Below are 26660 nucleotides of genomic sequence, written 5' to 3' on the forward strand. Positions count from 1 at the left end.
GCCCCCCGGCCCCCCCGACCTTTAGGCTGGTGTCATGGACGTCCTCCTCTACGGATTCGGCACCCTCAGCCTGCTCGCGTCGCTCGTGATCACGGTCGCGCTGCTCGCGACGGGCGCCTTCTGCCTCATCCACGCCCTGCGCGCTCCCGCCGACGCCTTCACGGCCGCGGGGAAGTGGCAGAAGAACTACTGGGTGATCACGCTGGTCGCGAGCCTGCTGCTCGTGCTGGCGGGCCTGAACTACATGGGCACGGTGATCGGCGCGGTCGGCATCCTGGTCTACCTCCTCGACGTGAAGCCCAAGCTCGACGAGATCCGCCGCCCGCGCTATTGAGTATTAGTTAGTAAGGTTGCTCCCATGAAGATCTCCAGGAAGCTCGTCGTCGGCGCCGCGGGCGCCCTCGGCGCCGGTGCCGCCGCGATCGCCGCGAGCGTCGCCGCCTACGCGCTGTCGTCCCCGGCGGAGCCGGCGAACGCCAAGCTGATCGACGACTACGACGGCCCGCACGAGGACGGCGTCGTCGTCTCCGGCGACGGCACCCGCCTGCACACCAGGGTGTGGGGTCCGGCCGACGGTCCGATCGCCGTGCTCATCCACGGCTGGACCTGCAACCTGGCCAACTTCCCGCGGCAGGTCGAGCACCTCGTCGGCCGCGGCCACCGCGTCGTGGCCTACGACCAGCGCGGCCACGGCGAGTCCGAGGCGGGGGCCTTCGCGTTCTCCGCCGGCGTCCTCGCCGACGACCTGCACGCCGTCCTCGCCGCCCACGTGCCGGCGGGCAAGAAGGCGCTGCTCGTCGGGCACAGCATGGGCGCGATCACCATCATGGCCTGGGCCGACAAGTACACCGACGAGGTCGCCGAGCGCGCCCACCACGCGGTGCTCGCCTCCACCTACGCCCGCGACGCCGTCGCCGGGTTCGCCGGCGCCACGCCGCTCGCCGCGCTCCCGCGCGTCGCGCCCCGGCTCACGCAGAAGGTCGGCGACGGGGTCCTCGGCGCCAACGTCAAGGTGCGGCACAACCGCGCGCACACGGCCGTGATCCGCTACACGGCGCTGTGCGGCTACGCCTCCTACGGCGCGGTCAAGTACACCGAGGACATGGTCGCCTCGTGCCCGTCGGACGTGCGCGCCGAGTGGGGCCACGTGCTCGCGAACGTCGACGTCACCGCCGGCCTGCGCAAGATCACGATCCCCACGTCGGTCGCGGTCGGCCAGTTCGACCACCTCACCCCGCCCGCGGACGCCGACATCATCGCCGGCGAGCTCCGCGTCGCCGGCAAGCTGGACCGCTTCGCCGTGATCCGCGACTCCGGCCACATGCTGCCGCTGGAGCAGCCGGAGAAGTTCAACGCCCTCCTGGACTCCATCCTCGACGGCCGCCCCGTCGCCTCCGGGGCGCCGGAGTAGCACCCCGTTGGAGTAGCACCCCGTCGGGAATTGAACGACGTTCTGGAGAGGAAAACCGCAGGTCGGAATCTCCAAAACATCGTTCAATCGCGGGGGCGCGGGGAGCGGGTCAGGAGAAGACGACGGTCTTGCGGCCGTGCACCAGAACGCGGTTCTCGAGGTGCCAGCGCAGGCCGCGGGCCAGCACGACCTTCTCGATGTCGCGGCCGCGGAGCACCATGTCGGCCGCGGCGTCGGCGTGGTCGACGCGCGCGACGTCCTGCTCGATGATCGGGCCCGCGTCGAGGTCCGCCGTCACGTAGTGGCAGGTCGCGCCGATCAGCTTCACGCCGCGCGCGAAGGCCTGGTGGTACGGGCGCGCGCCGATGAAGCTCGGCAGGAAGCTGTGGTGGATGTTGATGGCCCGCCCGGCCCACGCCTCGCATAGGTCCGCGGGCAGCACCTGCATGAACCGCGCCAGGACCACCGCGTCGGGGTTCAGCGCGTCGGTGAGTTCCGCGACGCGGGCGAAGGCCGCCGACTTGTCCTCGCCCGCGCCCGGGAAGGGCACGTGGTGGAAGGGGATGTCGAGGCGCTCCACGAAGTCGCGCAGGTCCTCGTGGTTGCCGATCACCGCGGCGATCCGCGCGTTGAGCTCGCCCGTCGCCACCCGGCCGACGAGGTCGTGCAGGCAGTGCCCCTCCTTGCTGACCAGCACGACGATGTCCTTGCGCTCGGCGCTGGAGGTCAGCCGCCACTCGGTCTCGGGCCCGAGCTCGGCGACGACCTCGGCCTCGAACCGCGCCCGCAACTCGTCGAGCGGGATCGCGACGCTGTCGGCGCGCACGGCCTGACGGGTGAAGAACCAGCCGGAATCGGCGTCGGAGTGGTACCCCGCCTCGACGATCCACCCGCCCACGTCGGCGAGGAAGGTCGAGATGCGCGCGACGATGCCGGTGGTGTCCGGGCAGCCGAGCGTGAGCACATAGCGTGTATCGCGGGTCACGCCCGGTATCGTCTCAGACGTGCTCACACGCTCCGAAGTCGCCGCCCTCGTCGATCACACGCTGCTCAAGCCCGAGGCCACGGAGGCCGCCGCCGCCGCGGCCTACGCGGAGGGGCTGGACCTGGGCGTCTACGCCGTCTGCCTCTCCCCGTCGATGCTGCCGTTGCGCGCCGCGATCGACGCGCACGAGGCGGATCGCCGCGCGCCCAAGGTCTGCGTCGTCGCGGGCTTCCCCTCCGGCAAGCACCACACCCTGATCAAGGCCGCCGAGGCGCGGATGGCGATCGAGGAGGGCGCGCACGAGGTCGACATGGTGATCGACGTCGGGCTCGCGCTGGCCGGCGAGCTGGACCGCGTCTTCTCCGATGTGCTGACCGTCCGTGAGGCCATCGGCGCCGACCCCGTGCTCAAGGTGATCGTCGAGTCCGCGGCGCTGCTCGAGTTCGGCGACGCCGACCTGCTCGCCGAGGTGTGCAAGCGGTCCGTCAAGGGCGGCGCGACCTTCGTCAAGACCTCCACCGGCTTCCACCCGTCGGGCGGCGCGTCCGCGGAGGCGGTGGCGCTCATGCGCGCGGCCGTCGGGCCCGACGTGGGTGTCAAGGCCTCGGGCGGCATCCGCTCCGCCGAGGCCGCGCAGGAGATGATCGACGCCGGCGCCAGCCGCCTCGGCCTCTCCGGCAGCCGCGCGGTGCTCGCCGGCTTCCCCGAGTAGCGCTCGGTCCGCCTGCCCGACGGTGCCGCCCGGCCCCGTCGGGCTCAGGCGAGCTTCGCGGGCAGCGAGGCCCAGCCGTACAGCGTGGAGAGCCCACGGTGCGTGCCGGGCCCGTCGAGCGCGAGGCCCGGATACCGCTCGAACAGCGCGGACAGGGCGACGACGCCCTCCATCCGGGCCAGCGCCGCGCCGATGCAGGCGTGGATGCCGTAGCCGAAGGCCACGTTCTTCTTGGCCTCGGGCCGCGCGACGTCGAACTCGTGCGGCCGGTCGAAGACGGCGGGGTCGCGGTTCGCGCCCGCCAGCAGCAGCGAGACGACGGTGCCCTCGGCGAAGGCGAAGCCCTCGATCTCGCCGGCCTCCCGCGCGACGCGGGCGGTGCGCTGGACGGGGCTGGAGTAGCGCAGGATCTCCTCGACGGCGTTCGGCCACAGCTCGGGCTCGGCGCGCAGCCGCTCCAGCTGCGCGGGGTGCTCGAGCAGCGCGACGACGCCGTTGCCGATGAGGTTCACCGTGGTCTCGAAGCCCGCGCCGATCAGCAGCGCCGCGTTGGTCACCAGCTCGCGGTCGGTGAGCTCGCCGGAGGCTGCGAGGAGTGCGAAGGGATCGTCCGCGGCGGGGTTCGCGCGAACCCGCGCGAAGTGCGCGGTGAGGTACTCGTCGAGGCCGCGCAGCGCGTGCTGGGCGCGCCGGTAGACGGGCCAGTCGAGGCCCGGGTCCAGCAGCGGCGCGGCGGCCTCGCCCCACTCGAGCATGTACTCGTCGTCGGCCTCGGGCAGCCCCAGCAGCCGCCCGATCATCGTGACGGGCAGCCGCGCGGCGTAGCCCGTGACCAGGTCGGGGCGGGGCGCCGCGGCGAGCTCGTCGAGGAGTTCCTCGCTGACGGTCCGCGCGCGATCGGTCAGCGTCGCGATCGCCTTCGGGGTGAAGGTCCGCGCGATCGGGTGGCGGTAGGCGGTGTGCGCCGGGGGCTCGGTCACCAGCATCGACGGTGGCTCGACGGGGTTGGGCAGGTGCGGGTCGGACCGCTCGAGGACGGGGATCAGCGGCCGCGGGAAGCCGAAGTCCTTCGGCTGGATGGTCGCGAACCGCGGGTCGCGCAGCACGGCCCGGCACAGCGCGTGATCCGCCGTCGCCGCGCCGGCCTCGGTGCCGATGATCCGGCCCTGCTCGCGGATCCGGTCGAGCCGCTCGTACTGGCCGCCGGGCGCGCCGCTGTAGCCGAGGAGCATCTCCGCCATGGTGTCGCCGCGGGCCGCGCGGCGGGGCAGCGCGTAGCGCGGCAGCCCGTGCAGCACCGCCCAGCGCACCCGCAGCTTCAGGTCCGGCCGCGGCGCCCTCACGGCCGCACCACCGTCGGGTCGAGGACCTCGGCCAGCAGCGGACCGTCGGGCGTGGTGCGCCAGACCCGCACCGGCGAGCCGACGCCCGGGACCTGGGGCTGGAGCAGCTCCTCGCCGGTCGACCGCCACTGCGCGGAGAAGGGCGCACCGTCGCCGACGATCTCGAGGACGAACGCGGTGACGCCCCCGGTGTCCGAGGTGCGCACGCGCCGGTCGTCGACGGTGCCGTGGCCGAGCCGGGCGGTGCCGCGCAGGTCTGCCCACCGCCGCTCGACGTCCCGTTCCTTCGCCGCGTCCCCGAAGGAGGAGAGGTAACCGAACCAGAACCCGGCCAGGACGAGGCCGGGGAAGGCGGTGAACAGCAGCTGGAACCAGAGGCCGGGCGGATCGTCGGCCGCCCAGAGCTGGTGTACGAGGACGGCGACGCCGAGGGTGGCGAGCGCCAGCCCGGCGCCGAGGACCGCCTTCGCGGTCGCGGTCAGCCGGGTCGGCAGCCCCAGTGCGGCAGGTGGATCCGTGCTGAACTCACGCACGACGTGCACCACCTGGCCGACCGGGGCGTCCATGGCCATCGTCGTTAGACGACCGAGCAGTTCGTGGCGCCGACGTCGGAGCCGCTCTCGATGTCCTTCGGCAGGACGTTCTGACCCGAGTAGCGCAGCGAGATGCCCTCGTCGGTCATCTTCAGGTCGCTCGCGGTGAGGCCCTTCGGGGTCGGGATGTCGGCGACGGCGGTGATCAGCTGCTGCGCCAGGTCGTCCGGGACGCCGATGCCGAAGACCGACGCCTTGCTCGCCGTGAGCACCACCTTGTTGTCCTTGATGGTGGGCTTGAGGTTCACGGTGACCGGCAGGATCACGGCGGTGCCGCTGATCTCGATCTGGTTCGCGGCGGTGTTCAGCGTGACCTTCGGGTCCGAGATGACCTGCGAGCTGACGACCTTGTTCTTGATGCCGTCGGCGGTGAACGTGCCGAGGATGGTCGCGTCGTCGATCTTGTTGTCGCCGCTCGGCTCGACGCCCTTGAGGAGGAGGTGCGCGTTCAGCCCGGCGGTGCCCTGCATGCCGTCGACCTGGATGTCGATCGACGGGATCTTGCCGCTCGCGTTCTGGATGAGCATCGGCGTCTTCTCGAAGCTGACCTTGACGTCGGTGGCGCTGGTGCCCTTCTTGATGTTGTCCGCGAGGCAGTTCTGCACGTGGTTGCGGATGTACAGCTCGGAGCCGACGAGCACGATCACGAGCACCGCGACGAGGCCCGCGGCCGCGAGGCCGATGAGCTTGCCGGTGGAGCGCTGCTTGGCGGGCTTGGCGGGTCCGCCCTGGCCGCCCTGGCCCGACGGTCCGCCGGGCGGGATCTGGGTGGGCGGCACCGGGGGCACGGGCGGCTGCTGGCCCGGCTCCGGGCGCGCGTGCGCGCCCGACGGCCGCGCCGCGGACTCGATCGGCCGGGTCAGGCCGTCCTGCGGGCCGGGGCCCTGCGGGGCCTGCTGCGCCTGGGGCTGCTGCTGGGGCGCCTGCGGCTGCTGCGGTGCCTGCGGCGGCTGGCGGTCGGCCGGGGTCATCGGCCGCGTCAGGTTCGGATCCTGTGGGCCGTTCTGCGGGCCGTTCGGGGGGCCGGGGTTCTGCGGGGCGTTCGGGTTCGTGTCCATCGGCGTTAGATTGTTCCTCATCCCTGGGTGGCGACGGTGAAGTCCCTGCGGTTGGCGAGCACGGGCAGCGCGGCCCGCACCTCGTCGACGCGCGCGAGCGGCAGGTCGACGACGATCTGTTCCGGCCCGTCGCCGGCGGAGGCGAGCACGGCACCGTCGGGCCCGACGGCGAGCGAGCCGCCCACCCCGCGGGGCGCGGTGCCGGGCTCTGGGTCGGACGGTCGCGCCTGGTCGACGGCGACGACGTAGGTGGTGGAGTCGAGCGCCCGCGCGCGGGCGAGCGTGGTGAAGGCGTCGAGCTTGCCGGGGCCGTCGCCCCACGACGCGGGCGCGACGATCACCTGCGCGCCGGCGTCGGCGAGCCCCTGGTAGAGGCCGGGGAAGCGCAGGTCGTAGCAGGTGCTCAGCCCCACGGTGACCCCGCCGACGTCGATCAGCACCGCGTGCTCGCCGGGCTCGACGGTGCGCGATTCGGCGAAGCCGAAGGCGTCGAAGAGGTGGATCTTGTCGTACGCGGTGCGGGTGCCGTCGGGGGCGGCGGAGAGCAGCGTGTTGCGGACGCGACCGTCGGCTGCGGGGGTGAACATGCCCGCGACGACGTGCACGCCGGTGGCCCGCGCGGCTTCGGCGATGCGCGTGGCCCACGGCCCGTCGAGCGGCTCGGCGACCGGCGTGAGCGACACCCCGAACCGGCACATCGTGGCCTCGGGGAAGACCGCCAGGGCCGCGCCGGCGTCGGCCGCGCGCCGCAGATCGTCCTCGACCAGCGCGGCGTTGGCCGCCGGGTCGGTCGTGGCCTCGATCTGCGCCAGCGCGACGGTCAGCGATGTCATGCGCACCACACTACTGACTCGCGCTCGATAGGTGACCGCGCCTCACGATGTCGACTCCTGCCTCACGATGTCGACTCCTGCGCACTCGGACGTGCGTGAGACCACCTCCGATGCCGCAGACCTCGACATCCTGAGTCGCTTACGGCGCGACGAAGGACCAGTCGACCGTGAGCAGGTTGTCGCGGACCGGGCGACGGGGCGGGCGGGCGGCGCCGCCGGTGCGCTCGGCCAGCGCGATCCCCGCCGCGCGCCAGCGGATCCGGTTGCCGTAGGGCGCGTAACCGGCGGCCTCGTCCCAGCAGCGATCCGCCAGCGTGAGCAGGGTGTGGATCTTCTCGCCGGGGACGTTGTGGTGGATCAACGCCTTCGGCAGCCGCTCGGCCAGGTCCGACGGGTGGTCGGTGTACCCGGGGTGCCAGGCCAGCGTGAGCGCCCGCGGCACCGGCGTCGCGCCCGGGCCGGAGGCGCCGAGGGTGAGCCAGCAGCAGCGTCGGCCCAGCTCGTCGCAGGTGCCCTCCACGAAGACGCCGCCCGGCGCGAGGCGGGAGGTGACCATCGCCCAGGCGTCGGCCACCTCGGACTCGTCGTACTGCCGCAACACGTTGAAGGCGCGCACCAGGTTCGGGCGCAGCCCCGCGAGCTCGAAGCCGCCGCGCGCGAACTGCACGCCGTCGCGGCCGGGCACCACGCGGTCGGGGTCGATCTCGAGGCCGGTCACGCGCACCGCCGGCGACACGCGCCGCAGCCAGGCGGCCCACTCGAGGGTGGTGTTCGGGCGGGCGCCGTAGCCCACGTCGACGGCCAGCGGCGACGGTCCGCCCAGCGCGGCGGTCACCGCGGGGGAGTGCACCGACCAGCGGTCGCTGCGGCGCAGCCGATTGAGTCCGGTCGTGCCGCGCGTGATCCGACCCTCGGGGGAGGGCACGAGGTCAGTTGTTCTTGTCGACCCAGTACTTGAGGTACTCGGCCTCGGCGCGGAACAGGTCCACGAGGTTGATGAGGATGAGCTGCTCGAGCTTGGTGCCCACGAACGGCACGAAGACCTTCACCACGGTGGTGTAGCGCATGGTGCAGCCGGTCTCGGTGTTGAACAGCGAGGCCTCACCCTTGAGCGAGCCGGGGCCCGCGGGGATCGACGCCTTGTAGTCGCCGATCGAGCTCTCGCCGTCCCACGCGCCGTAGAACTCCTCGCGCGTGATGATCATGTCCTTCTTCACGACGCCCTGCGCGATCGGCGGCAGGTACTCGTGCGGCAGGTTCTGCTTCTGGACGACCGTGATGCCCTCGTCGTCGACGTCGAACTCGGAGAGCTCCGACAGCGGGGTCAGGTTCCGGAAGTCGGTCATCTTCTCGGTCCAGTACTCCTTGGTGGAGTACGCGTTGTAGAAGACGTCGGCGGGGAACGGGAAGCGCGCCGAATAGCTGAGACGTCGTGCCATGTGGGGGAACCTTACCGGTCAGGGATGCTCCGCGATCCACTGCAGGGTGAACTCCCGCTCGCTCTCCATGAGCTCCTGCAGGTTCTCGACGACCAGCGACTCGACCTTCTTCGCGACGAACGGGATCGACACGCTGGCCTCGCCGTCGGCGGTGATGCGCGCGCCCTCGGGGCCCGCCTCCAGGACGGCCGTGCCCGACAGCTGCGCGGGAACGCCCTGGATGTCGGCGGAGAAGCGGCCCTCGCAGCGGGTGCCGTCGAACGGGCCCCACTCCTCGACGCGGTGGATCTCCAGGCCGCCGGGGCGGACCGCGGTGACGACGGGCGGCAGCTTGTCCTCGCCGATCACGTGCACCACGAGCACGCGCACGGAGCGCGCGGCGCCCTCGCCGGTGATGGACAGCTCCGCGACGCGGGCGCCCTCGCCGCCGACCTCGGCCACACGGGCGGGCCAGTACGCATCGTCGGTGAACGCGGCGTGCAGCGCGGCCGGACTGGTGGCGTAGTCGAGCGAGCGCTCGAGACGGGTGGTCATAGCCGGACACGTTACCGTTGCGGGGTGCCTGAACTGCTATCGGAGTTGACCACGCTGCGCCTGGGCGGCCCCGCCCGCGCCTACCTGCGTTGCGATTCCGCCGCGGCGGTCGCCGAGGCGGTCGCGCGCTGCGACGCCGCGGGCGAGCCGGTGCTGCTGGTCGGCGGCGGCTCCAACCTGGTGGTCTCCGACGCGGGCTTCGACGGGACCGTCGTGCACCTGGCGCACGACGCGATCACGATCGACGGGACCCTGCTCACCGCCGACGCCGGCGCCGTCTGGGACGACGTCGTCGCCGCGTCCGTCGACGCGGGGCTCGGCGGCCTCGAGTGCCTCTCCGGCATTCCGGGGTCCGCGGGCGCGACGCCGGTGCAGAACGTCGGCGCGTACGGCGTCGAGGTGTCCGCGTGGCTCGACGCCGTCGAGCTGTTCCACCGCGCCACCGGCGAGACCGAGTGGGTCGCGCCCGAGACGCTGGGCCTCGCCTACCGCACGTCGCGCCTCAAGCAGCACGACGCGACCTCGGGCCCGGCGGACGTCGTGCTCCGGGTGCGGTTCGCCCTGTCCGACGGTGCGTCGGCCCCCGTCCGGTACGGCGAGCTCGCGCGGGCCCTGGGCGCCGAGCCCGGTGCCACCGTCGACCCGGCATTCGCGCGCGAGCACGTGCTGGCGCTGCGCCGCGGCAAGGGCATGGTCCTCGACCCGGCCGACCACGACACCTGGAGCGTCGGCTCCTTCTTCACCAACCCCGTCGTCCCGGCCGCGGCCGCCGCCGCGACGGTGCGGCGCATCGAGGAGGCGACGGGGGAGAGCACGCCGCAGTACCCCGCGCCCGACGGCGTGAAGCTCTCCGCGGGCTGGCTGATCGAGCGGGCCGGCTTCGGCAAGGGCTACGACGGTGGCCGCACGGGAGTCTCGCTGTCGACGAAGCACACCCTCGCGCTGACCAACCGCGGCACCGGTACGACGACCGAACTGCTCGCCCTCGCGGGCGAGGTCCGGGATGGGGTGTTCGCCCGGTTCGGCGTCGAGCTGCGGCCCGAGCCCGTGCTCGTGGGTGCGGAGCTTCCCCCGCTGCGCCAGTAGAATTCATACGGTGTTCGACATGTTTCGCGCGCCCGTGCGTCGGCGTGCCTTCCTCGGCGGTGCCGCGGCGACGGTGGCCGTCGCCGCGACCGCCTGCACCCGCGACGGCGGCATCGGTGAGACCAGGGCCGATGCCCCCACCTTCGAGTACGCCCCCGGGGCCGGGAAGAAGATCGGCCCCCGCGACACCGTCTCCGTGCGGGTCCGCGGCGGCACCTTCCGTCCGGGCGTCGCGCTGACCAACACCCAATCGGGCAAAAAGGTCGAACTGACCGCATCGCCCGACGGTGTGACCTATTCGACGAGCGAGCCCCTCGGCTTCGGCGCCACCTACCGCTGGTCCGGCGCCGCGGACGGCGAGGGCGGCACCTGGTCGAGCCTCGACGGCGAGGTCTCCGTCGTCTCGCCCGACGCGACGATGTCCGTTCAGGTCAACATCGCCGACGGTGCCGAGGTCGGCATCGCCGCGCCGCTCATCCTCAAGTTCGCGGGCACCGTCGAGAACAAGGCGGCCGTCGAGAAGGCCCTCGAGGTCACCACGACCCCGCACACCGAGGGCGCCTGGGCCTGGCTGCCCGAGGACAACGGCTCCCGCGCCCACTGGCGTCCGCGCGCGTACTTCGCGCCCGGCACCAAGGTGGCGATGAACGCCAAGCTCTACGGCCTCGACCACGGCGGCGGCCAGTACGGCGCCAGCGACGTGACCAGCGACTTCGTCGTCGGGCGGTCGCAGATCGTCAAGGCCTCGGCGCCGTCGCACCGGATCCGGGTGATGCGGGGCGACCAGGTGCACCTCGACCTGCCCTGCTCGTACGGCGAGGGCGACCTGCCGCGCAACGTCACCCGCTCGGGCATCCACGTGGTGAGCGAGAAGCACGAGGACTTCGCCATGTCCAACCCCGCCGCCGGGTACTTCAACGTGCGCGAGCGCTGGGCGGTGCGGATCTCCAACAACGGCGAGTTCATCCACGCCAACCCGAACACCGTCGGGAACCAGGGCGCCTCGAACGTCACCAACGGCTGCATCAACCTCTCGCTCGAGGACGCGCAGCGCTACTTCGAGAGCGCGCTGTTCGGCGATCCGGTCGAGGTCACGGGCACGTCGATCGAGCTCTCGGAGGCGGACGGGGACATCTACGACTGGACCCTAGACTGGCCGACGTGGCAATCGATGTCGGCGCTGTCGAAGAACTAGTGATCCCCGGCGCGCGGAGGATGTCCGCGCGGGTGGCGTGCACCGTGCTCGCCCCCACCGTGCTGGAGTATCAGGCCACCGTCGCGCGGGTGCCGGGCCTGCAGGTGCAGGAGTCGCTCGCCGTCACGCTCGACGGTGCGCCCCTGCCGGTCCACGAGGTCGTCGGGCCGCACGGCGGTCGCATCCACCGCGTCGACGCCGGGCCCGGGATCGTGCTGTTGGAGTACCACGCGCAGGTCGCGGGCTTCGCGGCGCCGGAGCCCGGCGATGCGTACCTGCGGTCGCTGTACCTGCGGCCCTCGCGCTACTGCGAGGTGGACCGGTTCTACGGCTACGCCGCGAAGCAGTTCGCGGGCGTGGTCGGAGATGCACAACGTGCTGTGGCGGTGCGGGAGTTCGTGGCGAGCCGGCTCGACTACCTGCCCGGCGCCAGCCGCTCCGTCGACGGTGCCTCCGATACCCTGCTCGCGTCCGCCGGCGTCTGCCGCGACTACGCCCACCTGACGATCGCGCTGCTCCGCGCCCTGAAGCTGCCCGCCCGGATGAGCGCGGTCTTCGCGCCGGGCTGCGACCCGATGGACTTCCACGCCGTGGCCGAGGTGATGGTCGACGGCCGCTGGTGGGTGCTCGACGGGACCGGGCTCGCCCCGCGCGGCGCGATGGTGCGCATCGCCACCGGCCGCGACGCCGCCGACATCGCCTTCCTCGACAACCACGGCGGCTCCATCCGCTTCGACCGCCTGACGGTGACCGCCGAGTCCGCCGCGCCCCTGCCCTACGACGACCCCCATGCGCTGATCCCCATCGCCTGAGCCGCACCTACCCGCTGCTCGACGGGTCGGTGTTGCTGCGCGAGAGCCATGCGCGCCACGCATGCCTGATGAATTCGCAGTTCACGCGGTGTTTCTGAATCAGAGGGCATGCGTCCCACGCATGGCCTGCCGCGGAGACGCACCCGCCTCCGGAGGAGCTTCGACGAGACTCAGCCGCGACGCAGCGCGAGCAGCTCCTCGAAGACCGCGCGCGCGTCGGCGGGCCCGTCGACGCGGAAGCGGGCGGCGGTGGCACCGTCGCCCACCTTCACGGAGACGTCCTCGGCCTCGGTGAGCACCGCGAAGGCCTTCTCGTCGGTGACGTCGTCGCCGAGGTACAGCACAGCGGCGGCGCCGGTGCGCTCGCGGAGCGTCTGCAGCGCGCGGCCCTTGGACGCGTCGAGCACCGTCAGCTCCAGGACGGCCTTGCCGTCGGTGGCGTGCACGCCGGGCAGGGCGGCGGGGCCCCGTCGGGCCTCCTCCAACGCGACCGGCCCCGCGGACTGATTGACGACGTTGCGCACGTGCAGCGCCGCGCCCAGCGGCTTGGGCTCGACGGCCGCGCCGGGGAAACGCTCGGCGATCGCGGTGAGGCCGGACAGCACCGTCGCCCGCAGCTCCACCAGGTCGGCGGTCAGCGCCCCCTCGAAGCCCTCGTCCCACTCGGCCCCGTGGCTGCCCACGGTCACGAGCGACGGGGACGCGCCGGACAGCCGCCCCAGCGTTGCGCGGTCGCGGCCGGAGACGAGCGCCACCGTCACCCCCGGGAGCACGGCTAGGCCCTCCAGCGCGGCGACGGTCCCCGGCAGCGGGAACGCCGCGGCGGGGTCGGCGACGATCGGCGCGACGACCCCGTCGTAGTCCGTGGCCACGAGCACCGCCGGCAGCCCGGCGAACCGCGTCAGCGCCTGCGACAGCTCGGCGGGCAGGCTCACGCGGGCGTCTCGTCGACGGTGCCGGCGAGGGTCTGCAGGAAGGAGCGGGCCCAGCGGTCGACGTCGTACTGCAGGACCTGGCGGCGCATGGTGCGCATGCGGCGCTTGCCGTCCTCGGATTCCTGGTGCACGGCCTCGTCGATGGCGTTCTTGACGCCCTCGAGGTCGTGCGGGTTGCACTGGTAGGCCTGGCGGAGCTCGGCGGCGGCGCCGGTGAACTCGCTGAGCACCAGTGCGCCCGTGGAGTCGTTGCGGCAGGCGATGTACTCCTTGGCCACCAGGTTCATGCCGTCGCGCAGCGGGGTCACGAGCATGACGTCGGCGGCGGCGAAGAAGGCGAGCAGCTCGCGGCGCGGCACGGGGCGGTGGACGTAGTGGATCACCGGCCGGCCGATGCGGCCGAAGTCGCCGTTGATGCGGCCGACCTGCCGCTCGATGTCGTCGCGCATCACCTTGTAGGACTCGACGCGCTCGCGCGACGGGGTCGCCAGCTGCACGAAGACGTGCCGCTCCGGATCGAGGCGGCCCTCCTGGTACAGCTCGCCGATCGCGCGCAGCCGCACGTCGATGCCCTTGGTGTAGTCCAGCCGGTCGACGCCGAGCAGGATCTTCTCGGGGTTGCCGAGTTCCTTGCGCAGGGCCCGCGCCCGCTGCTTCGTCTCGGGCAGCTTCGCCGTCGCGGAGAGGTCGGCGGAGTCGATGGAGATGGGGAAGGCGCCCACCCGCACGGACCGGAAGCCGACGGTGACCACCCCGAACTTCGAGCGCACGCCGATCGAGTTCTTGCTCGTCGCGTAGCCCGCGAGCTTGCTGGCGAGGTAGAGGAAGTTCTGCGCGCCGCCGGGCAGGTGGAAGCCGACGAGGTCGGCGCCGAGGATGCCCTCGATGATCTCGCGCCGCCACGGCATCTGCATGAACAGCTCGACGGGCGGGAAGGGGATGTGCAGGAAGAAGCCGATCTTCACGTCGGGCCGCAGCATCCGCAGCATCTTGGGCACCAGCTGCAGCTGGTAGTCCTGCACCCAGACGGTGGCGCCCTCGGCCGCGACCTTGGCGGTCTCCTCCGCGAAGCGCCGGTTGACCTCGACGTAGGTGTTCCACCATTCGCGGTGGTACTCGGGCTTGACGATGACGTCGTGGTACAGCGGCCACAGGCTGCCGTTGGAGAAGCCCTCGTAGTGCTCCTCGACCTCCTGGGCGCTGAGCTTGACCGGCACGAGGAGCATGTCCTCGCCCTCGATCGGCTCGCCGCCGACGTCCGGGGCGCCGGGCCAGCCGACCCACGCGCCGTTGCGGGCGCTGAGGATCGGCTTGAGGGCGGTCACGAGGCCGCCGGGGGCCTCCTTCCAGGTCAGCGTCCCGTCGGGCGCCTTCTCGACGTCGACCGGAAGCCGGTTCGCCACGACGATGAAATCAGATGATCCGAACGCCGCAGCGGCCATGAGTGGGCTACGCCTCCTTGGGGCCGATGCCCAGCATCGACAGCAGCATGCGGCACTCGTCGGCGTCCTCCGCGTACGCAGCGACGACCCGCTGGGCCTGGTAAGCCGTCTCGTCCGCTACGGGCTCGAGTTCGTCTTCGCTGATGTCCTGCGTGGTCTTCGGGGGCATGAACGCACCTTCGTTCGGGAATTGACGAGCAAGGACAGTTTACCTGCGAAACGTTTCAGTCGCGGACCCGGCGGAACGTGATGCCCCCGATGTGCGGTCGCAGGGTCGGCGGGAGGTGCGGCCGGCGCAGTGTGCGGGCCACCCATTCGCCCAGCGTGACGCCCGCGGCCAGCGCGCAGCCGACGGTGAGCGCGGTCGCCATGTTGGTCAGCGCGGAGGTGGTCTGCCCCTCCATCAGCTCCGACAGTCCGCGGTACACCGCGAGGCCCGGGACCAGCGGCGTGATGCCCGCGACGGCGACGATGAGCGGGGGGACCACGGCCCGTCGGGCGAGGAGACCGCCGGCCAGGCCGACGACGGTGGCGGCCACCGTCGACGAGACGATGGGCCCGAGGCCCAGGTTGAGGACGGACCCCGCGACGCCGGCGCCCGCGCAGCCCGCGAGGAAGGACGCGGTGAGCGCCCGGATCTGCGCGTACCCGGCCAGCGCGAAGGCGGCCGCGGCCACGCCCGACGAGGCGACGAAGATCGGCAGCGGCGCGTAGTCGAAGGGCTGCTGCTGCAGCGGCGGCAGGGTCGCGCCGAGCTGGGCGGTGACGCTCAGGGCCATGCCGACGCCGGCCACGACGCCGCCGGTGAACACGACGACCTCGAAGAACCGGGCCGCGCCCGTCACCGGCGCCCCGGTGATCGCGTCCTGCACCGAGCCGACCAGCGACAGCCCCGCCATGAGCACGATGATCCCGGCGACGATCACCCGGTAGGGCTGCACGTCCCACCCGTACTCGACGGACAGCCGGTAGATCAGCGCGGCCGGCAGCGTCGCGAGGAAGCCTCCGACGACCTGCTGGAAGAAGTAGGGGAGCCCCCACTGGCTCAGCCGCACGTTGACCGCGTAGATCAGCGCGGTGCTGACGAAGGCGACCGCCGCGAGCGCGGGGGCGCCGCCGAGGAGCAGCGTCAGCGCGCCGGCCATGAGCGCCCAGCCGAAGGTCGCGACGGCGCGCGGGTAGGGGTGCCCGGCGGTCATGATCGATTCGAGGGCGGCGAGCGCCTGGTCGGGGCGAATGCGCCCGCGGCCGATCCGCCGCACCAGGGTGTCGACCTGGGAGAGCCGCGTGTAGTCGAGGGACCGGTGGCTCACCATCCGGATGTAGGTCGACGGGGGCAGGCCGCGCCCGCGCTGCACGGAGACGGTGATCGCGTTGTAGGTGACGCTCACGGTCACGTCGTCGATGCCGTAGGTCGCGGCGACGTACCGCACCTGCGCCTCGGTGTCGACGGCGCCGGTCCCGGAATCCAGCAGCACCTCGCCGACCTTCATCGCGACCTCGAGGACCTCGCCGACGGTCTCGTTGTCGCGGAGGTCGACGGGCTGCAGCGGCGTCAGGACCGGCATTCCGGCGGTGTCGACGGTGGCAGCGTTCCGGCCGGTCAGGGCCTGGACTGCGTGCGCGAGGCGATCGCGGAACGCGGGCTTCACGGTGGGGCACCTCCTCGGGGGTAACACGTCGGTGTCGTGGCACGGACCTCGTTCGTTACTGTGCCAGATCACGCCGGTTTCCGGCCCCCTCGCGGCGCTGTGATCCGCGTCGGATCCGTGCCGCGCCCGCGCCCGTCTCAGCCCAGTGCGGCGAGCACCTCCGCGGCCGCCCGCTCGCCCGATTCGAGGGCGCCCTCGATGTACCCGGCGTGCTCGCCGGCGGTCTCCGTCCCGGCCCAGTGCACGGCGCCCGCGGGCGCGTGGCCGAGGGGGAAGGGCATCCCGCCCGCGGCCGGGTCGGGGAAGGCGAGGTAGCCGCCGCCGACGTACTCGTCGAGGTGCCAGGACTTCTCGTGCCAGCCCGCCGGGGTGCGGACGTCGTCGCCGAGGTGGTGGGCGAGACGTCCGAGCAGCGCGTCCCGACGGTCCGCCGGGCTCAGGCCGTCGAGCGTGCGGGCGTCGGTGCCGCCGACCAACAGGCACAGGTGCCCGGGACCGTCGGCCGTCGGGGGCGAGGTGTCGAAGACGCCCACCCCCGGGTCGTCGATCGCGATCAGCTCGGCGTGGCCGCGCTCGCGCCAGAAGGGGCGCTCGTAGACGGCGAGGGCCTTGTACACCGAGCCCATGTACATGCCCCGCTCGGCGCGGGCGCGCTCGGCGGGCAGGGCCGGACGGTGCTCGATCGCCGCGGCGATCGGCGGGGGTGCGGTGACCACGACGCGGCGGCACCGCACGGCGCCCGTGGCGGTGTGCACCGTCGCGCCCGCGTCGTCGCGGTGGATCGCGAGCACGGGGCTCTCGGTGCGGACGCGGTCCCCGAGCCGCTCGGCCATGCGGACCGCGAGGGTGCCGGCACCGTCGACCACCAGGGAGTCCTGCGCACCGCCCCGCGTGGTCATGGCGGTGGTCAGGCCCTCCATGGCGCGGACGGTGGCGGCGAAGTCGCGCAGGGTGAGGCGTTCCGGGTCGGCGGTGGAGGCGATCTCGAAGAGGACGCGCAGGAGCCGGCGGGCGCGGCCCGGGACGCGGCGCAGCAGGTCTGCGACGAGGACGTCGCGCCCGACGTGCGGCCCTCCGAGGCGGACGAGGCCCTCCCAGGCGGCGAGCGCGGCGCCGGCGAGCAGGAACGTGGGGCTCGTGACGCCGACGGTCCGCGGGCCGTCGACGAGCCTCGGCAGCCGGGGCGTCTCCATCCGAAAGACCTGCGCGCCGTACTCGGCGGCGAGCGCGGTGAACCGGTGGTGGCCCGTGCCGATCCACTGCCCGCCCAGGTCCACGTGGCTGCCGAGCGCGGTGGTCTCGGTGAGCACGCGGCCGCCGACGCGGGGCGCGGCCTCGAGGACGAGGACGTCGACGCCGCGGTCGTGCAGGTCGAGCGCGGTGCGCAGGCCGGCGACGCCCGCCCCGACCACGACGACGGTGCGCTCCTCGACGGTGTGCTCGTCGGGTTGCGCCTGGGGGTGCGCCTCGGGCCGGTCCGTCATGGCGTCTCCGTTCCGCGGCGAGCGCCGCAATAAAGTCGGTCGTATGACTGATTATAGGGATGGTCCGACGCCCGCGGGACGTTTCGCCTGATCCGGTGCCTAGCTGCGGCCGAACAGCCGGTCCGCGAGGACCGCGGCGTACAGCTCCGCGGCGGCCCGCGGGTCGGAGCGGTCCCGGCCCGTGAGCTGCTCGATCCGGCGGAGCCGGTGGTTGATCGTGTTCCGGTGGTAGTGCAGCCGCTCCGCGGTGGCGACGAGCGAACCGCCGCAGTCGAACCAGGCCCGGACGGTGGCGATGAGGGCGTCGCGGTCGGCCTCCGGCAGCGCGAGCACGGGGCCGAGCACCGCGTCCCGCAGCTCCCGCGCCGCGGCCGGGGAGTGCGCGAGCGCGAGCGGCAGCGCCGACTGTCCGTAGGTCTCGGTCGCCGCCGCGCCGGGGACCAGGCTGGTCATGGCGAGCTCCGCCTGCCGCAGCCCGTCGCGCGCGTCGAGCGGCGCGGCGAAGGGGGTGCTGATGCCCACGCGTCCGGTCGCCTCGGTGCGCAGCAACTCCAGGACCTGCGGCAGCACGTGCGGGGTGCTCAGGCTCAGCAGCCCGATGCGGGTCTGCACGTCCGACATCCAGTGCGCGGCGACGAGCCTGTCCCGCAGCCGGCGGTCGATGCCGGCGTACGGCTCGCCGCTTGTGGCCGCGGGGTCCGCGCCGGCCTCGGCGCAGACGACGAGGAAGGTCCCGGTCGCGGGGAGCTGCAGCGTCTGCGCCGCGGCGTGCAGGCGGCCGGGCTCGAGCACCCCGTCGAGCAGGGCGCGCAGCTCCACGCGAAGGAGCTCGGTGTGCCGGGTGGTGCGATCGGCGACAGCGCGCCCGTACTCCTCGGCGGCGGCGGTCGAGTAGTCGTCGATGATGCGCCAGACGTCGCCGCCGATGTCGGGCAGCAGTTCGGGGTGGTCGACGCACGCGGCGCGCATGTGGTCCCAGACGAGGCGCCCGGCCAGCCGGTAGGCGTGCAGCAGGGCGGCCAGCGGGAAGCCGTACTCGGCCTTGAGGCGGCCGGTGGCGCGGGCGGCGTGCAGGTCCTCCTCGGGGCCGCCGCCCAGCTGCCGCAGCACCGAGTCGAGGTTCGCGTGCACAGCCTCGCGCAGCTCGTCCGGGGTGATGAGCGTGCTCTCGGCGTAGGCGTGCTCGCCGGTGAGGATCCGCTCGACCAGCTCGTCGGTGAGCGCGTCCACGTCGTCCACCAGCAGCCGGGCGAACTCCGCCGGGGAGGCACCGGACGGTGCTGTGATCGTCGACACCCCTCGATGGTAGCCGCCCGTCCCCGCCCGGTCGTTGTGCGTTAGCACAACACCGCCCGTGTGCAGGCGGAACTCCGGCACGATGCCCGCGGCGCCGTGGGCGGTCAGACTCGAAGGGGAACAGTGACCCGGCTCACCCCGGGGCCGTACGGAGACCGGAGAGCCCATGACCACCACCGAATCAGTCCTCGACGCCGCCGTCGCCGACCTGCAGCAGGGCGAGCGCACCTGGGCCGCCACGACCCTCGCGGGGCGCCGCGCCCTGCTCGACGAGGTGCGCGCGGCCACCGCGGCCGTCGCGCAACAGTGGGTCGACGCGGCCGCCGGCATCAAGGGCCTGCCCGCCGACTCCACGCTGCTCGGCGAGGAGTGGCTCTCCGGCCCCTATTCGGTGATCACCGCCTGCGAGGCCCTCGCGACCTCGCTGGCGGCGCTCGAGGAGGGCCGCAGCCCCGTCGACGGCTTCACCATCAGCCCCGCGCCCGGCGGCCGCTCGGCCGTCGAGGTGCTGCCGCACAGCGCCTTCGACCAGCTCCTGCTCAGCGGGTTCAGCGCGCAGGTCTGGACCGTCCCGGGCGTCGACGCCGCGTCGGTCCGCGACCGCGCCGGCCTCGGCTCCCTCGATCCGACGGTGACCCACGGCATCGCCGGGGTGCTCGGCGCGGGCAACATCTTCTCCATCCCGCCGCTCGACACGCTGTACCAGCTCTACGCCGACAACCGCGTGGTGCTGCTCAAGCTCAACCCGATCACCGACCCGCTGCTGGACACCTACAGCGCCGCCTTCGCGCCGCTCATCGACCACGGCGTCGTCCGCATCGTGACCGGCGGCGCCGACGTGGGCGGGGCCCTGGTCAACCACCCCGGCATCACGACGGTGCACATGACCGGCAGTGCCCGCACCCACGACGCCATCGTCTTCGGCACGGGTTCCGAAGGGGCGCAGCGCAAGGCCGAGAACCGGCCGCTGCTCGACAAGACGATCACCAGCGAGCTCGGCGGCGTCTCGCCGACCATCGTCGTGCCGGGCGAGTGGTCGGCCGCCGACCTGCGGTTCCAGGCCGAGCACCTCGCCACGCAGCGCCTGCACAACAACGGCTACAACTGCGTCGCCTCGCAGGTGGCCGTGATCAGCGCCGACTGGCCGCAGAAGGAGGAGTTCCTCCGCGAGCTGCGCGAGGCCTTCGACCGCGCACCGTCGCGCCGCGACTACTACCCGGGTTCGGCCGATCGCGTCGCCGCGGCCCGGGCCGGGTACGGCGAGCGGGCGCAGGCCGTCGGGCCCGACGGTGCCCGCACCCTCGTCTTCGGCCTGCAGGCCGACCGGACCGAGGAGGCGCTGCACACCGAGTACTTCGCGCCGGTATACGGCGTGCTCGAGCTCCCCGGCGACGCCGCTGGCTTCCTCGCGACGGCGGTCCGTGCCGCCAACGAGGACTTCGAGGGCACCCTCGGCGTGAACATCGTCGCCGACCCCGCGACCATCAAGGGCCTCGGTTCGGTGTTCGATCGCGCGATCGCGGACCTGCGCTACGGCACCATCGCGGTGAACGCCTGGACCGGCGTCGGCTACCTCACCGCCCGCGCGTCGTGGGGCGCCTTCCCCGGCCACACCATCGACGACGTGCAGAGCGGCATCGGCGTCGTCCACAACGCGCTGCTGCTCGACGACGTGGAGCGGACCGTCGTGCGCGGTCCCTTCCGCCCGTCGCCCCGCTCGTTCGCGGGCGGCGAGCTGTCGATGTCGCCGAAGCCGCCGTGGTTCGTCACCAACCGCACCGGCGCGACGACGGGCCGCCGGCTCACCGAGTTCGCCGCGAAGCCCTCGTGGCTGAAGCTGCCCGGCATCTTCGCCTCCGCCCTGCGCGGCTGACCGCCGAGTGAAAGATCGACGCCGCATCGCCGCGACCCGCCGACCTCATGTCCGCGAAACGGCGCAGCGGCGTCGATCTTTCACATCAACGGTCGAAGAACCGATCGCTGAGCCGGTCGAAGAAGCCGTCGATCTTCTGCTCGCGGGCGGTGCCCTCGACCTTGGAGTTCCAGAGGTACACGAGCCCGAAGACCACGGCGACGAGGCCGAGTACCAGCGCGGTGATCAGGACGACCTGAACGGTGGTGGACATCGTCGCTCCTTTCGCGGAGCCCCCCGTCGGGATTGAACCGACGACCTTCGCTTTACAAGAGCGGTGCTCTACCACTGAGCTAGGGAGGCGCGCGGCCTCGCGGCCGCGGCGCCAGCATATCGTGACCAGCATGACTGACTCCTTCGAGACCATCAGCTGGACGCTCGACGACGACGGCATCGCCACCCTCGTGCTCGACCGCCCGGATCAGCTCAACGCCTTCAGCGTCACGATGGCGCGGGAGCTGACGGAGTTCTTCGAGGTCCACGCCCGGCGCGACGAGGTGCGCGCCGTCGTCGTCACCGGCGCCGGCCGCGCCTTCTGCGCCGGCATGGACCTCACCGGCGAGGGCAACGTCTTCGGGCTCGACGAGTCCGTGCAGCCGACCCCCGAGGAGTTCGCCGCCGCGTACGACCAGGCCCGTATCAGGACGGCGTGCGCGACACCGGCGGCAAGCTCACGCTGGCGATCTACTCGCTGCCCAAGCCCGTGATCGCCGCGATCAACGGCCCCGCGGTGGGCATCGGCGCGACGATGACCCTCGCCATGGACACCCGACTCGCGTCGACGAAGGCGCGCATCGGCTTCGTCTTCGGCCGGCTCGGCATCGTCATGGAGGCCTGCTCCAGCTGGTTCCTGCCGCGCATCGTCGGCCCCGCGCAGGCGCTGGAGTGGGTCTACTCCGCCGACATCCTCACCGCCGAGCAGGCGCGCGAGGGCCGCCTCGTCCGCAGCCTGCACGAACCCGACGAACTCGTGCCCGCCGCGCAGGAGCTCGCGCGCTCGTGGGTGAAGGGACGCTCCGCCGCCGGCGTCGCGCTCAACAAGCAGCTGATCTACCGCGGCCTCGGCTCCGCGAAGCCGCTCGACGCGCACCTCGCCGACTCGCTGGCGATGTACTACTCGTCGATCGGCGACGGCAAGGAGGGCGTGGCCGCCTTCCTCGAGAAGCGCGCGCCCGAGTTCACGGCCAAGGCCTCGGAGACGCCCCGCATCGTCGCCGACTAGCTGTCGCGAGGACCGGCGCCGGGCCGGGGAGCGCGCCTACCCTGGGCGCATGGCACCTCCCCGCTTCCGGCAGCTGGTCATCGACGCCGCGGACGCACGACGGTCCGCGGAGTTCTACCGCGCCCTCCTCGGTCTCGCGTACCTCCCCGGCGACGAGCCGCGCGACGGCGCGGCGGATCCCACCTTCATCGTGCTGCTCGGCACCGACGGCCGCCGCCTGCTCGGCTTCCAGACGGTGCCGGCGTTCGCCCGGTCGACGTGGCCGTCCATGGACGTGCCGCAGCAGCTGCACCTCGACTTCGCCGCCCGCGACGACGCCGAACTCGCGGAGCACCACCGCCGCGTCCTGGAACTCGGCGGCACGCTCATCGAGGACCGACTCGACGACCCGGAGGATCCGCTGCGCGTCTACGCCGACCTCGACGGGCACCCGTTCTGCATCTTCGTGGCCGAGCAATAAGCTGGCCGCATGGAGATCCGCGACGCCCAGCCGGCCGACCTGCCGGCGATCCTCGTCATCCACAACGATGCCGTGGAGAACTCGACCGCCATCTGGTCCGAGGAGAAGGCCGACCTCGCCGAGCGCGAGGCATGGCTCGCCGAGCGTCGGGCCGGTGGCTTCCCGGTCCTCGTCGCCCTCGTCGACGGTGAATTGGGCGGCTACGCCTCGTACGGGCCCTTCCGTGCGAAGTCGGGATACCGGCACACCGTCGAGAACTCGGTGTACGTGGCCGACGGCTTCTACCGGCGTGGCATCGCCGAGGCCCTGATGAACGCGCTCATCGAGCGCGCGCAGCAGTCCGACGTGCACGTCGTCGTCGCGGCGATCGAGGAGTCCAACCACGCCTCGGTCGCCTTGCACCGCAAGCTCGGCTTCCGTGTGACCGGTCAGATGCCCCAGGTGGGGATCAAGTTCGGTCGTTGGCTGGACCTGGTCCTGATGCAGCGGATCCTCTAGCGGGATCGCTCGAACACCCGCGCCTACGGGGAGCGGGCCGCGACGGGATCCGCGGCGGTTCGGCGCCGCCGGCCGACGGGGCGTTCCCCCGGGCGGAGCGTCGAACGGACGGCGGCCCCAGTGGGCCGCACTCGCGCGGCAGTGTTGATCCGACACGGCGAGGTCTCAAGAACCTCGTCCGACATCGATGAGGCCTCGTACGCAGCGGATTCCGCGGCGTCGAGTTCGGCGATCTCGTCGGCGATCGCGGTCGCGAGAGCGAATTCCGCGATGCTCCTCTCGGCAGCCTCGAGCCACGTGATGTGGTCGTTCCCTGCGCTGCCGTTCATGACGCACCCCCGCGTTCGGTGATGCCTCCAGTCTACCACCGACGTTCGATCACAACATCACGAAACTATAACGAAATCGAATGATGTTCGAACAACTTGTTGGTCGTGGGAGGGCGGCCACGGCGGAATCCCGCTCAGGCCAGCGCGGCCGTGCCCACGATCTCCGCCGCGAGCTCCTCCGGCCGCTCGTCGGGGATCCAGTGGCTCACCCCGTCGAGCACCACGAACCGGTACGGCCCGTCGACGTACTCACCCGCGAGCTCGGCTCCGGCCCTGGTCAGTGCGACGTCGTCGGTGCTCCAGATGTAGGTCACCGGGCACGTGATCCGCGTGTTCTGTCCCGGCTTCACCGTGGTGAACGGCATCCCGCGGTAGTAGTTCAGGCCGCCGCCCAGCAGCCCGGGCGTCAGCACCTCGTCCACGACGGTGCGGATCGCATCGTCGGGCATGCCGCTCCCGCGGAGGAAGGCCTCGAAGCGCCCGGGGAACCGCCGGGCCAGCAGCTCCGGCACCGCGGGGATCTGGAACAGGTACATGTAGTACGACTTCAGCGCCTGGTCGGAGCGGAGGAACGCCCGCAGGAAGGCGAAGGGGTGCGGCACGGAGACGGCGGTCAGCGTGCGCACCAGGTGCGGGTAGGTGGCGGCCGTGAGCCACGCCGTCGACGATCCCCAGTCGTGCCCGACGAGATGTGCCGGCCCCGTCCGCTCCAGCAGCGCCGCGGCGTCGGCGGCCAGCTCGGAGCTGCGGTACTGCCAGCGCCGCGCCGGGCTGGCGGTCCGCGTGTACCCGCGCTGCCACGGCACGACGGTGCGGTACCCCTGCTCGTGCAGGTGCTCGGCCGTCGCCGCCCAGGAGGTGGGGGTCTGCGGAAAGCCGTGCAGCAGTGCGACGATCTCGCCGTCGATCGGCCCGCTGTCGACCACCGGGAAGGTCAGGCCCGAGCGCGTGAACTCCGTGATCCGTTCCGTCATGCCCTCAGCCAACCACGCCCGACGGTGCGCGGCATCCGACCAGGGGCGGAGGTCCGCGCGGATCTGCGCACGTGCCGGGTGCGCGGCATCGCTTGCCGTGCTGCGTGCGCTGACCTGGCTCTTAAGTGTCTCTTGAGCAGGGCTCAAGACCTGCGCGCGACGATGGGGAGGTCAGCAAACGTCCACGGAGAAGCAGTCGTCATGATCATCCGCAAGAAGATCGTCGCCGCCACCGCCGCCCTGGCGGCAGCTGCAGGGATCGCCGCCGTTGCGCCGGGGGCCGCCAACGCGTCGCCGAACGGCTGCGACGTGCATCAATGGACGGTCACGCACCTCGAGACCCCCAGCTCCAGTGTGTCGATCTGCCGCTGGCAGGGCGACGGCCGCACGGAGTACCGCGGTTTCGGCAAGGGCAACGGCCTCGCCGTGACCGCGCCCGTGGTGTGGTCGAACGGCGCGTCGTACAGCGCCGTCAACAACGGCTACACCTACCGCGTCGACGTGGGCCGCGGCCTCGCCGTCATCGCCCCGAACGGCTACCAGATCTCCTACGAGCCGGCGCTCTAGAGCGCATGCGGTGCCGCGCTCACACGCGGTGCCGCACCTCGTACCCACTGATCACGGATACCCGGTTGAACGCGTTGATCGTGACCGCGGCCCAGATGAGCACGGAGGTCTGGGCCTCGTCGAGCACATCGGTGGCGCGGTCGTACGCGATGTCCGCCGCGTGGTGCGGGGGCAGCTGCGTCACCAGCTCGGCGATCTCGAGCGCGGCGCGCTGCACGTCGTCGAACAGGACGGGCGCCTCGCGCCAGGCGGCCAGCACGTCGAGCTGCTGGTCGGAGAGCCCCGCCGCGCGCCCGGCGCGCGCGTGCAGGTCGAGGCAGTAGGCGCAGCCGTTGAGCTGCGAGCACCGCAGGTTCACCAATTCGACCACGTCACGGCCGATTCCGACGGCGGCGGCCGCCTCGGCCACCTCCGTCGAGACCGCGATCAACTGCTTGTAGATCCGAGGGGAGGCCTTGTCGATCCGCACGCGCTGGGCTGGCATGGCACTAGGCTAGCGGTCATGAGCAACGTCGACCGACAGCCCGAAGAGGTCGAGTGCGGGGCCACGGTGGACGGGCCGGCCCCCGCCGCCGGCGTGGAGGTGATCGAGGCCCGCGAGGTCCCGCTCGGCGGCCCCCGCGCGATGACGGTGCGCCGCACCCTCCCCACGCACGAGCGCTCGATGATCGGGGCGTGGTGCTTCGCCGATCACTACGGCCCCGACGAGGTGGACCGCTCCGGCGGCATGAACGTCCCGCCCCACCCGCACACCGGCCTGCAGACCGTGAGCTGGCTGTTCGAGGGCGAGATCGAGCACCGCGACAGCGCCGGCGTCGAGGCGCCGGTCCTGCCGGGTGAGATCAACCTCATGTCCGCCGGCTACGGCATCAGCCACTCCGAGGTCTCCACCCCGGAGACCCGGCGCCTGCACGGCGTCCAGTTGTGGCTCGCCCTCCCGGACCGGGCGCGCAATGCGCCCAACGGCTTCCAGCACTACGCGCCACCCGCCGTCGACCTGCCCGACGTGCGGCCCGGCGGCCCGGGCGGCACCGCCCGCGTCTTCATCGGCGAGCTCGCCGACAGCACCTCGCCGGTCTTCACGGCCACCCCGCTGCTCGGCGCGGAGCTGATCCTGCGCCCCGGCGCGCGGGTCAGCCTCGCCGTCGACCCCACCTTCGAGCACGGCGTCCTGCTCGACACGCAGAAGCTGCTGTTCGACGGTGTCGCCCTCGCCTGGGGCGACCTCGGCTACGCCGGGCTAGGCCTCGGCGGCCTCCGCCTGCACAACCCCACCGAGGAGGACGCGCGCGTGGTCCTGCTCGGCGGCGTCCCCTTCGACGAGGACATCGTCATGTGGTGGAACTTCGTCGGCCGCACCCACGACGAGATCGTCGAGTACCGCGAGGAATGGCAGGCGCGTGCCGCGCGTTTCGGCAGTGTGAGCGGATGGCGCGACGATCAGTACCTGCCGGCGCCCCCGCTTCCGACCACCCGGCTCAAGCCCCGCAGGAGGAACCCGCAATGACCGAGAACACCGAGACCGTCGCCGTCGCCCGCAACGACGCCGAGGGACGCTACGACATCACCGTCGACGGGGAGCTCGCCGGCTTCACCGTGTTCATCGACCGCGGTGAGCAGCGCATCTTCCCGCACACCGAGCTCGACGAGAAGTTCTCCGGCCGCGGCCTGAGCGGCATCCTCGTGCACGACGCGCTGGAGGACACCCGCGCCGCGGGCAAGCGCGTGGTCCCGGTGTGCCCGCTGGTCAAGCGGTACGTGTCCAAGCACCCCGAGGTGCAGGACATCGTCGACCCGGTGACCCCGGAGATCCTCGCCTCCCTGTAGCGGGCGAGGCGCGAGCGCGACGTTCACAGGGAACTGACAGCGAGTCGTCAGAGTCCCGGAC

Annotated in this window: 30 protein-coding genes, 1 tRNA gene and 1 pseudogene; 13 read left to right on the top strand and 19 right to left on the bottom strand. The window is 72.4% G+C overall.

Translation table 11 applies throughout. From position 1 onward, the window contains the following. The first annotated feature begins 34 nt into the window (after positions 1–34). Positions 35–334: a DUF2516 family protein gene (locus tag WFK95_RS13370; protein ID WP_224651762.1), complete on the top strand. Its 300-nt coding sequence runs from the start codon at positions 35–37 to the stop codon at positions 332–334. 24 nt (positions 335–358) lie between these two features. After that, complete coding sequence (locus tag WFK95_RS13375) at positions 359–1411, top strand: alpha/beta fold hydrolase (RefSeq protein ID WP_336671010.1); 1053 nt, start codon at positions 359–361, stop codon at positions 1409–1411. A gap of 109 nt (positions 1412–1520) precedes the next feature. Here the strand turns inward: WFK95_RS13375 and purU are convergent, their stop codons facing one another. Next, positions 1521–2396, bottom strand: a complete 876-nt coding sequence (gene purU / locus WFK95_RS13380; RefSeq protein WP_224651766.1) for a formyltetrahydrofolate deformylase — start codon at positions 2394–2396, stop codon at positions 1521–1523. 7 nt (positions 2397–2403) lie between these two features. Between purU and deoC the strand changes: the two genes are divergently transcribed. Beyond that, on the top strand, positions 2404–3108 hold the full coding sequence (gene deoC / locus WFK95_RS13385; protein WP_224651775.1) for a deoxyribose-phosphate aldolase: 705 nt from the start codon (positions 2404–2406) through the stop codon (positions 3106–3108). Between the two features lie 44 nt (positions 3109–3152). On the opposite strand, the gene WFK95_RS13390 is transcribed toward deoC, so the two are convergent. The 7 genes from WFK95_RS13390 to WFK95_RS13420 all read right to left on the bottom strand — a co-directional run bounded on the left by WFK95_RS13390 (position 3153) and on the right by WFK95_RS13420 (position 8908). Beyond that, positions 3153–4451 (bottom strand): cytochrome P450, encoded by a 1299-nt coding sequence (locus WFK95_RS13390; RefSeq protein WP_336671011.1) that lies wholly within the window; start codon positions 4449–4451, stop codon positions 3153–3155. After that, positions 4448–5017, bottom strand: a complete 570-nt coding sequence (locus tag WFK95_RS13395) for a hypothetical protein (protein ID WP_336671012.1) — start codon at positions 5015–5017, stop codon at positions 4448–4450. Before WFK95_RS13395 ends, WFK95_RS13390 begins: the two co-directional genes overlap by 4 nt. 11 nt (positions 5018–5028) lie before the next feature. Then, positions 5029–6102: an LmeA family phospholipid-binding protein gene (locus WFK95_RS13400; RefSeq protein ID WP_336671013.1), complete on the bottom strand. Its 1074-nt coding sequence runs from the start codon at positions 6100–6102 to the stop codon at positions 5029–5031. Between the two features lie 17 nt (positions 6103–6119). Further along, positions 6120–6926: a carbon-nitrogen hydrolase family protein gene (locus tag WFK95_RS13405; protein WP_336671065.1), complete on the bottom strand. Its 807-nt coding sequence runs from the start codon at positions 6924–6926 to the stop codon at positions 6120–6122. 148 nt (positions 6927–7074) lie between these two features. Then, positions 7075–7860, bottom strand: a complete 786-nt coding sequence (locus tag WFK95_RS13410; protein ID WP_336671014.1) for a class I SAM-dependent methyltransferase — start codon at positions 7858–7860, stop codon at positions 7075–7077. Positions 7861–7864: 4 nt separating this feature from the next. Further along, the gene (locus WFK95_RS13415) at positions 7865–8374 is read right to left on the bottom strand and encodes a DUF2505 domain-containing protein (protein WP_224649790.1); all 510 of its coding nucleotides are present in this window, start codon (positions 8372–8374) and stop codon (positions 7865–7867) included. An 18-nt stretch (positions 8375–8392) separates the two neighbouring features. Then, complete coding sequence (locus tag WFK95_RS13420) at positions 8393–8908, bottom strand: DUF2505 domain-containing protein (protein ID WP_224649788.1); 516 nt, start codon at positions 8906–8908, stop codon at positions 8393–8395. A 24-nt stretch (positions 8909–8932) separates the two neighbouring features. On the opposite strand from WFK95_RS13420, the gene WFK95_RS13425 reads away from it, so the two are divergent. Genes WFK95_RS13425 through WFK95_RS13435 form a run of 3 tightly spaced genes read left to right on the top strand, consistent with a single transcriptional unit; the run spans position 8933 to position 12001 of the window. Continuing rightward, complete coding sequence (locus WFK95_RS13425) at positions 8933–9994, top strand: UDP-N-acetylmuramate dehydrogenase (RefSeq protein WP_336671015.1); 1062 nt, start codon at positions 8933–8935, stop codon at positions 9992–9994. Between the two features lie 19 nt (positions 9995–10013). Further along, positions 10014–11189: a L,D-transpeptidase gene (locus tag WFK95_RS13430; protein ID WP_224649798.1), complete on the top strand. Its 1176-nt coding sequence runs from the start codon at positions 10014–10016 to the stop codon at positions 11187–11189. After that, positions 11156–12001 (top strand): transglutaminase-like domain-containing protein, encoded by an 846-nt coding sequence (locus WFK95_RS13435; RefSeq protein ID WP_224649784.1) that lies wholly within the window; start codon positions 11156–11158, stop codon positions 11999–12001. Before WFK95_RS13430 ends, WFK95_RS13435 begins: the two co-directional genes overlap by 34 nt. Positions 12002–12171: 170 nt before the next feature. On the opposite strand, the gene otsB is transcribed toward WFK95_RS13435, so the two are convergent. The 6 genes from otsB to WFK95_RS13465 form a co-directional block, all read right to left on the bottom strand. After that, positions 12172–12936, bottom strand: coding sequence for a trehalose-phosphatase (gene otsB / locus WFK95_RS13440; protein WP_224649782.1), 765 nt, complete (start codon positions 12934–12936; stop codon positions 12172–12174). Beyond that, entirely contained in the window at positions 12933–14378 is a 1446-nt protein-coding gene (locus WFK95_RS13445; RefSeq protein WP_224649780.1) for an alpha,alpha-trehalose-phosphate synthase (UDP-forming), read from the bottom strand. Before WFK95_RS13445 ends, otsB begins: the two co-directional genes overlap by 4 nt. Before the next feature lie 7 nt (positions 14379–14385). Continuing rightward, complete coding sequence (locus WFK95_RS13450) at positions 14386–14547, bottom strand: hypothetical protein (protein ID WP_170181081.1); 162 nt, start codon at positions 14545–14547, stop codon at positions 14386–14388. Positions 14548–14602: 55 nt separating this feature from the next. After that, a complete protein-coding gene (locus tag WFK95_RS13455; RefSeq protein WP_224649778.1) occupies positions 14603–16030 on the bottom strand; it encodes a threonine/serine ThrE exporter family protein in 1428 nt (475 codons plus the stop codon). A 137-nt stretch (positions 16031–16167) separates the two neighbouring features. After that, the gene (locus WFK95_RS13460; protein ID WP_336671016.1) at positions 16168–17514 is read right to left on the bottom strand and encodes a flavin monoamine oxidase family protein; all 1347 of its coding nucleotides are present in this window, start codon (positions 17512–17514) and stop codon (positions 16168–16170) included. Between the two features lie 99 nt (positions 17515–17613). Next, a complete protein-coding gene (locus WFK95_RS13465; RefSeq protein ID WP_336671017.1) occupies positions 17614–18810 on the bottom strand; it encodes a PucR family transcriptional regulator in 1197 nt (398 codons plus the stop codon). A gap of 166 nt (positions 18811–18976) precedes the next feature. Between WFK95_RS13465 and WFK95_RS13470 the strand changes: the two genes are divergently transcribed. Beyond that, positions 18977–20683 carry an aldehyde dehydrogenase family protein gene (locus tag WFK95_RS13470; protein ID WP_336671018.1) on the top strand — a complete coding sequence of 569 codons (1707 nt, stop codon included), beginning with the start codon at positions 18977–18979 and terminating at the stop codon, positions 20681–20683. An 85-nt stretch (positions 20684–20768) separates the two neighbouring features. Here WFK95_RS13470 and WFK95_RS13475 read toward each other — a convergent pair whose 3' ends face one another. Both WFK95_RS13475 and WFK95_RS13480 read right to left on the bottom strand, forming a co-directional pair. Beyond that, positions 20769–20936: a hypothetical protein gene (locus tag WFK95_RS13475; RefSeq protein WP_224649769.1), complete on the bottom strand. Its 168-nt coding sequence runs from the start codon at positions 20934–20936 to the stop codon at positions 20769–20771. Positions 20937–20953: 17 nt separating this feature from the next. Further along, positions 20954–21025 (bottom strand) — tRNA-Thr (locus tag WFK95_RS13480). 41 nt (positions 21026–21066) lie between these two features. On the opposite strand from WFK95_RS13480, the pseudogene WFK95_RS13490 reads away from it, so the two are divergent. The 3 genes and pseudogenes from WFK95_RS13490 to WFK95_RS13500 all read left to right on the top strand — a co-directional run bounded on the left by WFK95_RS13490 (position 21067) and on the right by WFK95_RS13500 (position 22902). Continuing rightward, positions 21067–21944, top strand: a pseudogene (locus WFK95_RS13490) (crotonase/enoyl-CoA hydratase family protein). A 49-nt stretch (positions 21945–21993) separates the two neighbouring features. Then, the gene (locus WFK95_RS13495) at positions 21994–22404 is read left to right on the top strand and encodes a VOC family protein (protein ID WP_224649765.1); all 411 of its coding nucleotides are present in this window, start codon (positions 21994–21996) and stop codon (positions 22402–22404) included. A gap of 9 nt (positions 22405–22413) precedes the next feature. Continuing rightward, positions 22414–22902 (top strand): GNAT family N-acetyltransferase, encoded by a 489-nt coding sequence (locus tag WFK95_RS13500; protein WP_224649762.1) that lies wholly within the window; start codon positions 22414–22416, stop codon positions 22900–22902. A 23-nt stretch (positions 22903–22925) separates the two neighbouring features. On the opposite strand, the gene WFK95_RS13505 is transcribed toward WFK95_RS13500, so the two are convergent. Continuing rightward, positions 22926–23231, bottom strand: a complete 306-nt coding sequence (locus WFK95_RS13505; protein WP_224649760.1) for a hypothetical protein — start codon at positions 23229–23231, stop codon at positions 22926–22928. 134 nt (positions 23232–23365) lie between these two features. Beyond that, a complete protein-coding gene (locus WFK95_RS13510) occupies positions 23366–24205 on the bottom strand; it encodes an alpha/beta fold hydrolase (protein WP_336671021.1) in 840 nt (279 codons plus the stop codon). A gap of 201 nt (positions 24206–24406) precedes the next feature. On the opposite strand from WFK95_RS13510, the gene WFK95_RS13515 reads away from it, so the two are divergent. Then, a complete protein-coding gene (locus WFK95_RS13515) occupies positions 24407–24772 on the top strand; it encodes a hypothetical protein (RefSeq protein ID WP_224649756.1) in 366 nt (121 codons plus the stop codon). Positions 24773–24791: 19 nt separating this feature from the next. Here the strand turns inward: WFK95_RS13515 and WFK95_RS13520 are convergent, their stop codons facing one another. Continuing rightward, positions 24792–25256 (bottom strand): carboxymuconolactone decarboxylase family protein, encoded by a 465-nt coding sequence (locus tag WFK95_RS13520; RefSeq protein WP_224649754.1) that lies wholly within the window; start codon positions 25254–25256, stop codon positions 24792–24794. 18 nt (positions 25257–25274) lie between these two features. On the opposite strand from WFK95_RS13520, the gene WFK95_RS13525 reads away from it, so the two are divergent. Together WFK95_RS13525 and WFK95_RS13530 are read left to right on the top strand one after the other, a co-directional pair. Then, the gene (locus WFK95_RS13525) at positions 25275–26279 is read left to right on the top strand and encodes a pirin family protein (RefSeq protein ID WP_336671022.1); all 1005 of its coding nucleotides are present in this window, start codon (positions 25275–25277) and stop codon (positions 26277–26279) included. Continuing rightward, the gene (locus tag WFK95_RS13530) at positions 26276–26599 is read left to right on the top strand and encodes a GNAT family N-acetyltransferase (RefSeq protein ID WP_224649749.1); all 324 of its coding nucleotides are present in this window, start codon (positions 26276–26278) and stop codon (positions 26597–26599) included. The genes WFK95_RS13525 and WFK95_RS13530 overlap by 4 nt, the downstream gene beginning before the upstream one ends. Positions 26600–26660: the final 61 nt, after the last annotated feature.

Source organism: Tsukamurella sp. USMM236 (assembly GCF_037148755.1).
GTDB lineage: Bacteria > Actinomycetota > Actinomycetes > Mycobacteriales > Mycobacteriaceae > Tsukamurella.

Bases quoted from the DNA above. Each gene is read 5' to 3' on its own strand.
- WFK95_RS13510 (WP_336671021.1), bottom strand. From the start codon at position 24,205: ATGACGGAACGGATCACGGAGTTCACGCGCTCGGGCCTGACCTTCCCG.
- WFK95_RS13375 (WP_336671010.1), top strand. From the start codon at position 359: ATGAAGATCTCCAGGAAGCTCGTCGTCGGCGCCGCGGGCGCCCTCGGC.
- WFK95_RS13525 (WP_336671022.1), top strand. From the start codon at position 25,275: ATGAGCAACGTCGACCGACAGCCCGAAGAGGTCGAGTGCGGGGCCACG.
- WFK95_RS13495 (WP_224649765.1), top strand. From the start codon at position 21,994: ATGGCACCTCCCCGCTTCCGGCAGCTGGTCATCGACGCCGCGGACGCA.
- WFK95_RS13500 (WP_224649762.1), top strand. From the start codon at position 22,414: ATGGAGATCCGCGACGCCCAGCCGGCCGACCTGCCGGCGATCCTCGTC.
- WFK95_RS13430 (WP_224649798.1), top strand. From the start codon at position 10,014: ATGTTTCGCGCGCCCGTGCGTCGGCGTGCCTTCCTCGGCGGTGCCGCG.
- WFK95_RS13460 (WP_336671016.1), bottom strand. From the start codon at position 17,514: ATGACGGACCGGCCCGAGGCGCACCCCCAGGCGCAACCCGACGAGCAC.
- WFK95_RS13450 (WP_170181081.1), bottom strand. From the start codon at position 14,547: ATGCCCCCGAAGACCACGCAGGACATCAGCGAAGACGAACTCGAGCCC.
- WFK95_RS13400 (WP_336671013.1), bottom strand. From the start codon at position 6,102: ATGGACACGAACCCGAACGCCCCGCAGAACCCCGGCCCCCCGAACGGC.
- WFK95_RS13515 (WP_224649756.1), top strand. From the start codon at position 24,407: ATGATCATCCGCAAGAAGATCGTCGCCGCCACCGCCGCCCTGGCGGCA.
- WFK95_RS13395 (WP_336671012.1), bottom strand. From the start codon at position 5,017: ATGGACGCCCCGGTCGGCCAGGTGGTGCACGTCGTGCGTGAGTTCAGC.
- WFK95_RS13475 (WP_224649769.1), bottom strand. From the start codon at position 20,936: ATGTCCACCACCGTTCAGGTCGTCCTGATCACCGCGCTGGTACTCGGC.
- WFK95_RS13420 (WP_224649788.1), bottom strand. From the start codon at position 8,908: ATGACCACCCGTCTCGAGCGCTCGCTCGACTACGCCACCAGTCCGGCC.
- WFK95_RS13530 (WP_224649749.1), top strand. From the start codon at position 26,276: ATGACCGAGAACACCGAGACCGTCGCCGTCGCCCGCAACGACGCCGAG.
- WFK95_RS13415 (WP_224649790.1), bottom strand. From the start codon at position 8,374: ATGGCACGACGTCTCAGCTATTCGGCGCGCTTCCCGTTCCCCGCCGAC.
- WFK95_RS13370 (WP_224651762.1), top strand. From the start codon at position 35: ATGGACGTCCTCCTCTACGGATTCGGCACCCTCAGCCTGCTCGCGTCG.
- WFK95_RS13505 (WP_224649760.1), bottom strand. From the start codon at position 23,231: ATGAACGGCAGCGCAGGGAACGACCACATCACGTGGCTCGAGGCTGCC.
- WFK95_RS13445 (WP_224649780.1), bottom strand. From the start codon at position 14,378: ATGGCCGCTGCGGCGTTCGGATCATCTGATTTCATCGTCGTGGCGAAC.
- WFK95_RS13470 (WP_336671018.1), top strand. From the start codon at position 18,977: ATGACCACCACCGAATCAGTCCTCGACGCCGCCGTCGCCGACCTGCAG.
- WFK95_RS13520 (WP_224649754.1), bottom strand. From the start codon at position 25,256: ATGCCAGCCCAGCGCGTGCGGATCGACAAGGCCTCCCCTCGGATCTAC.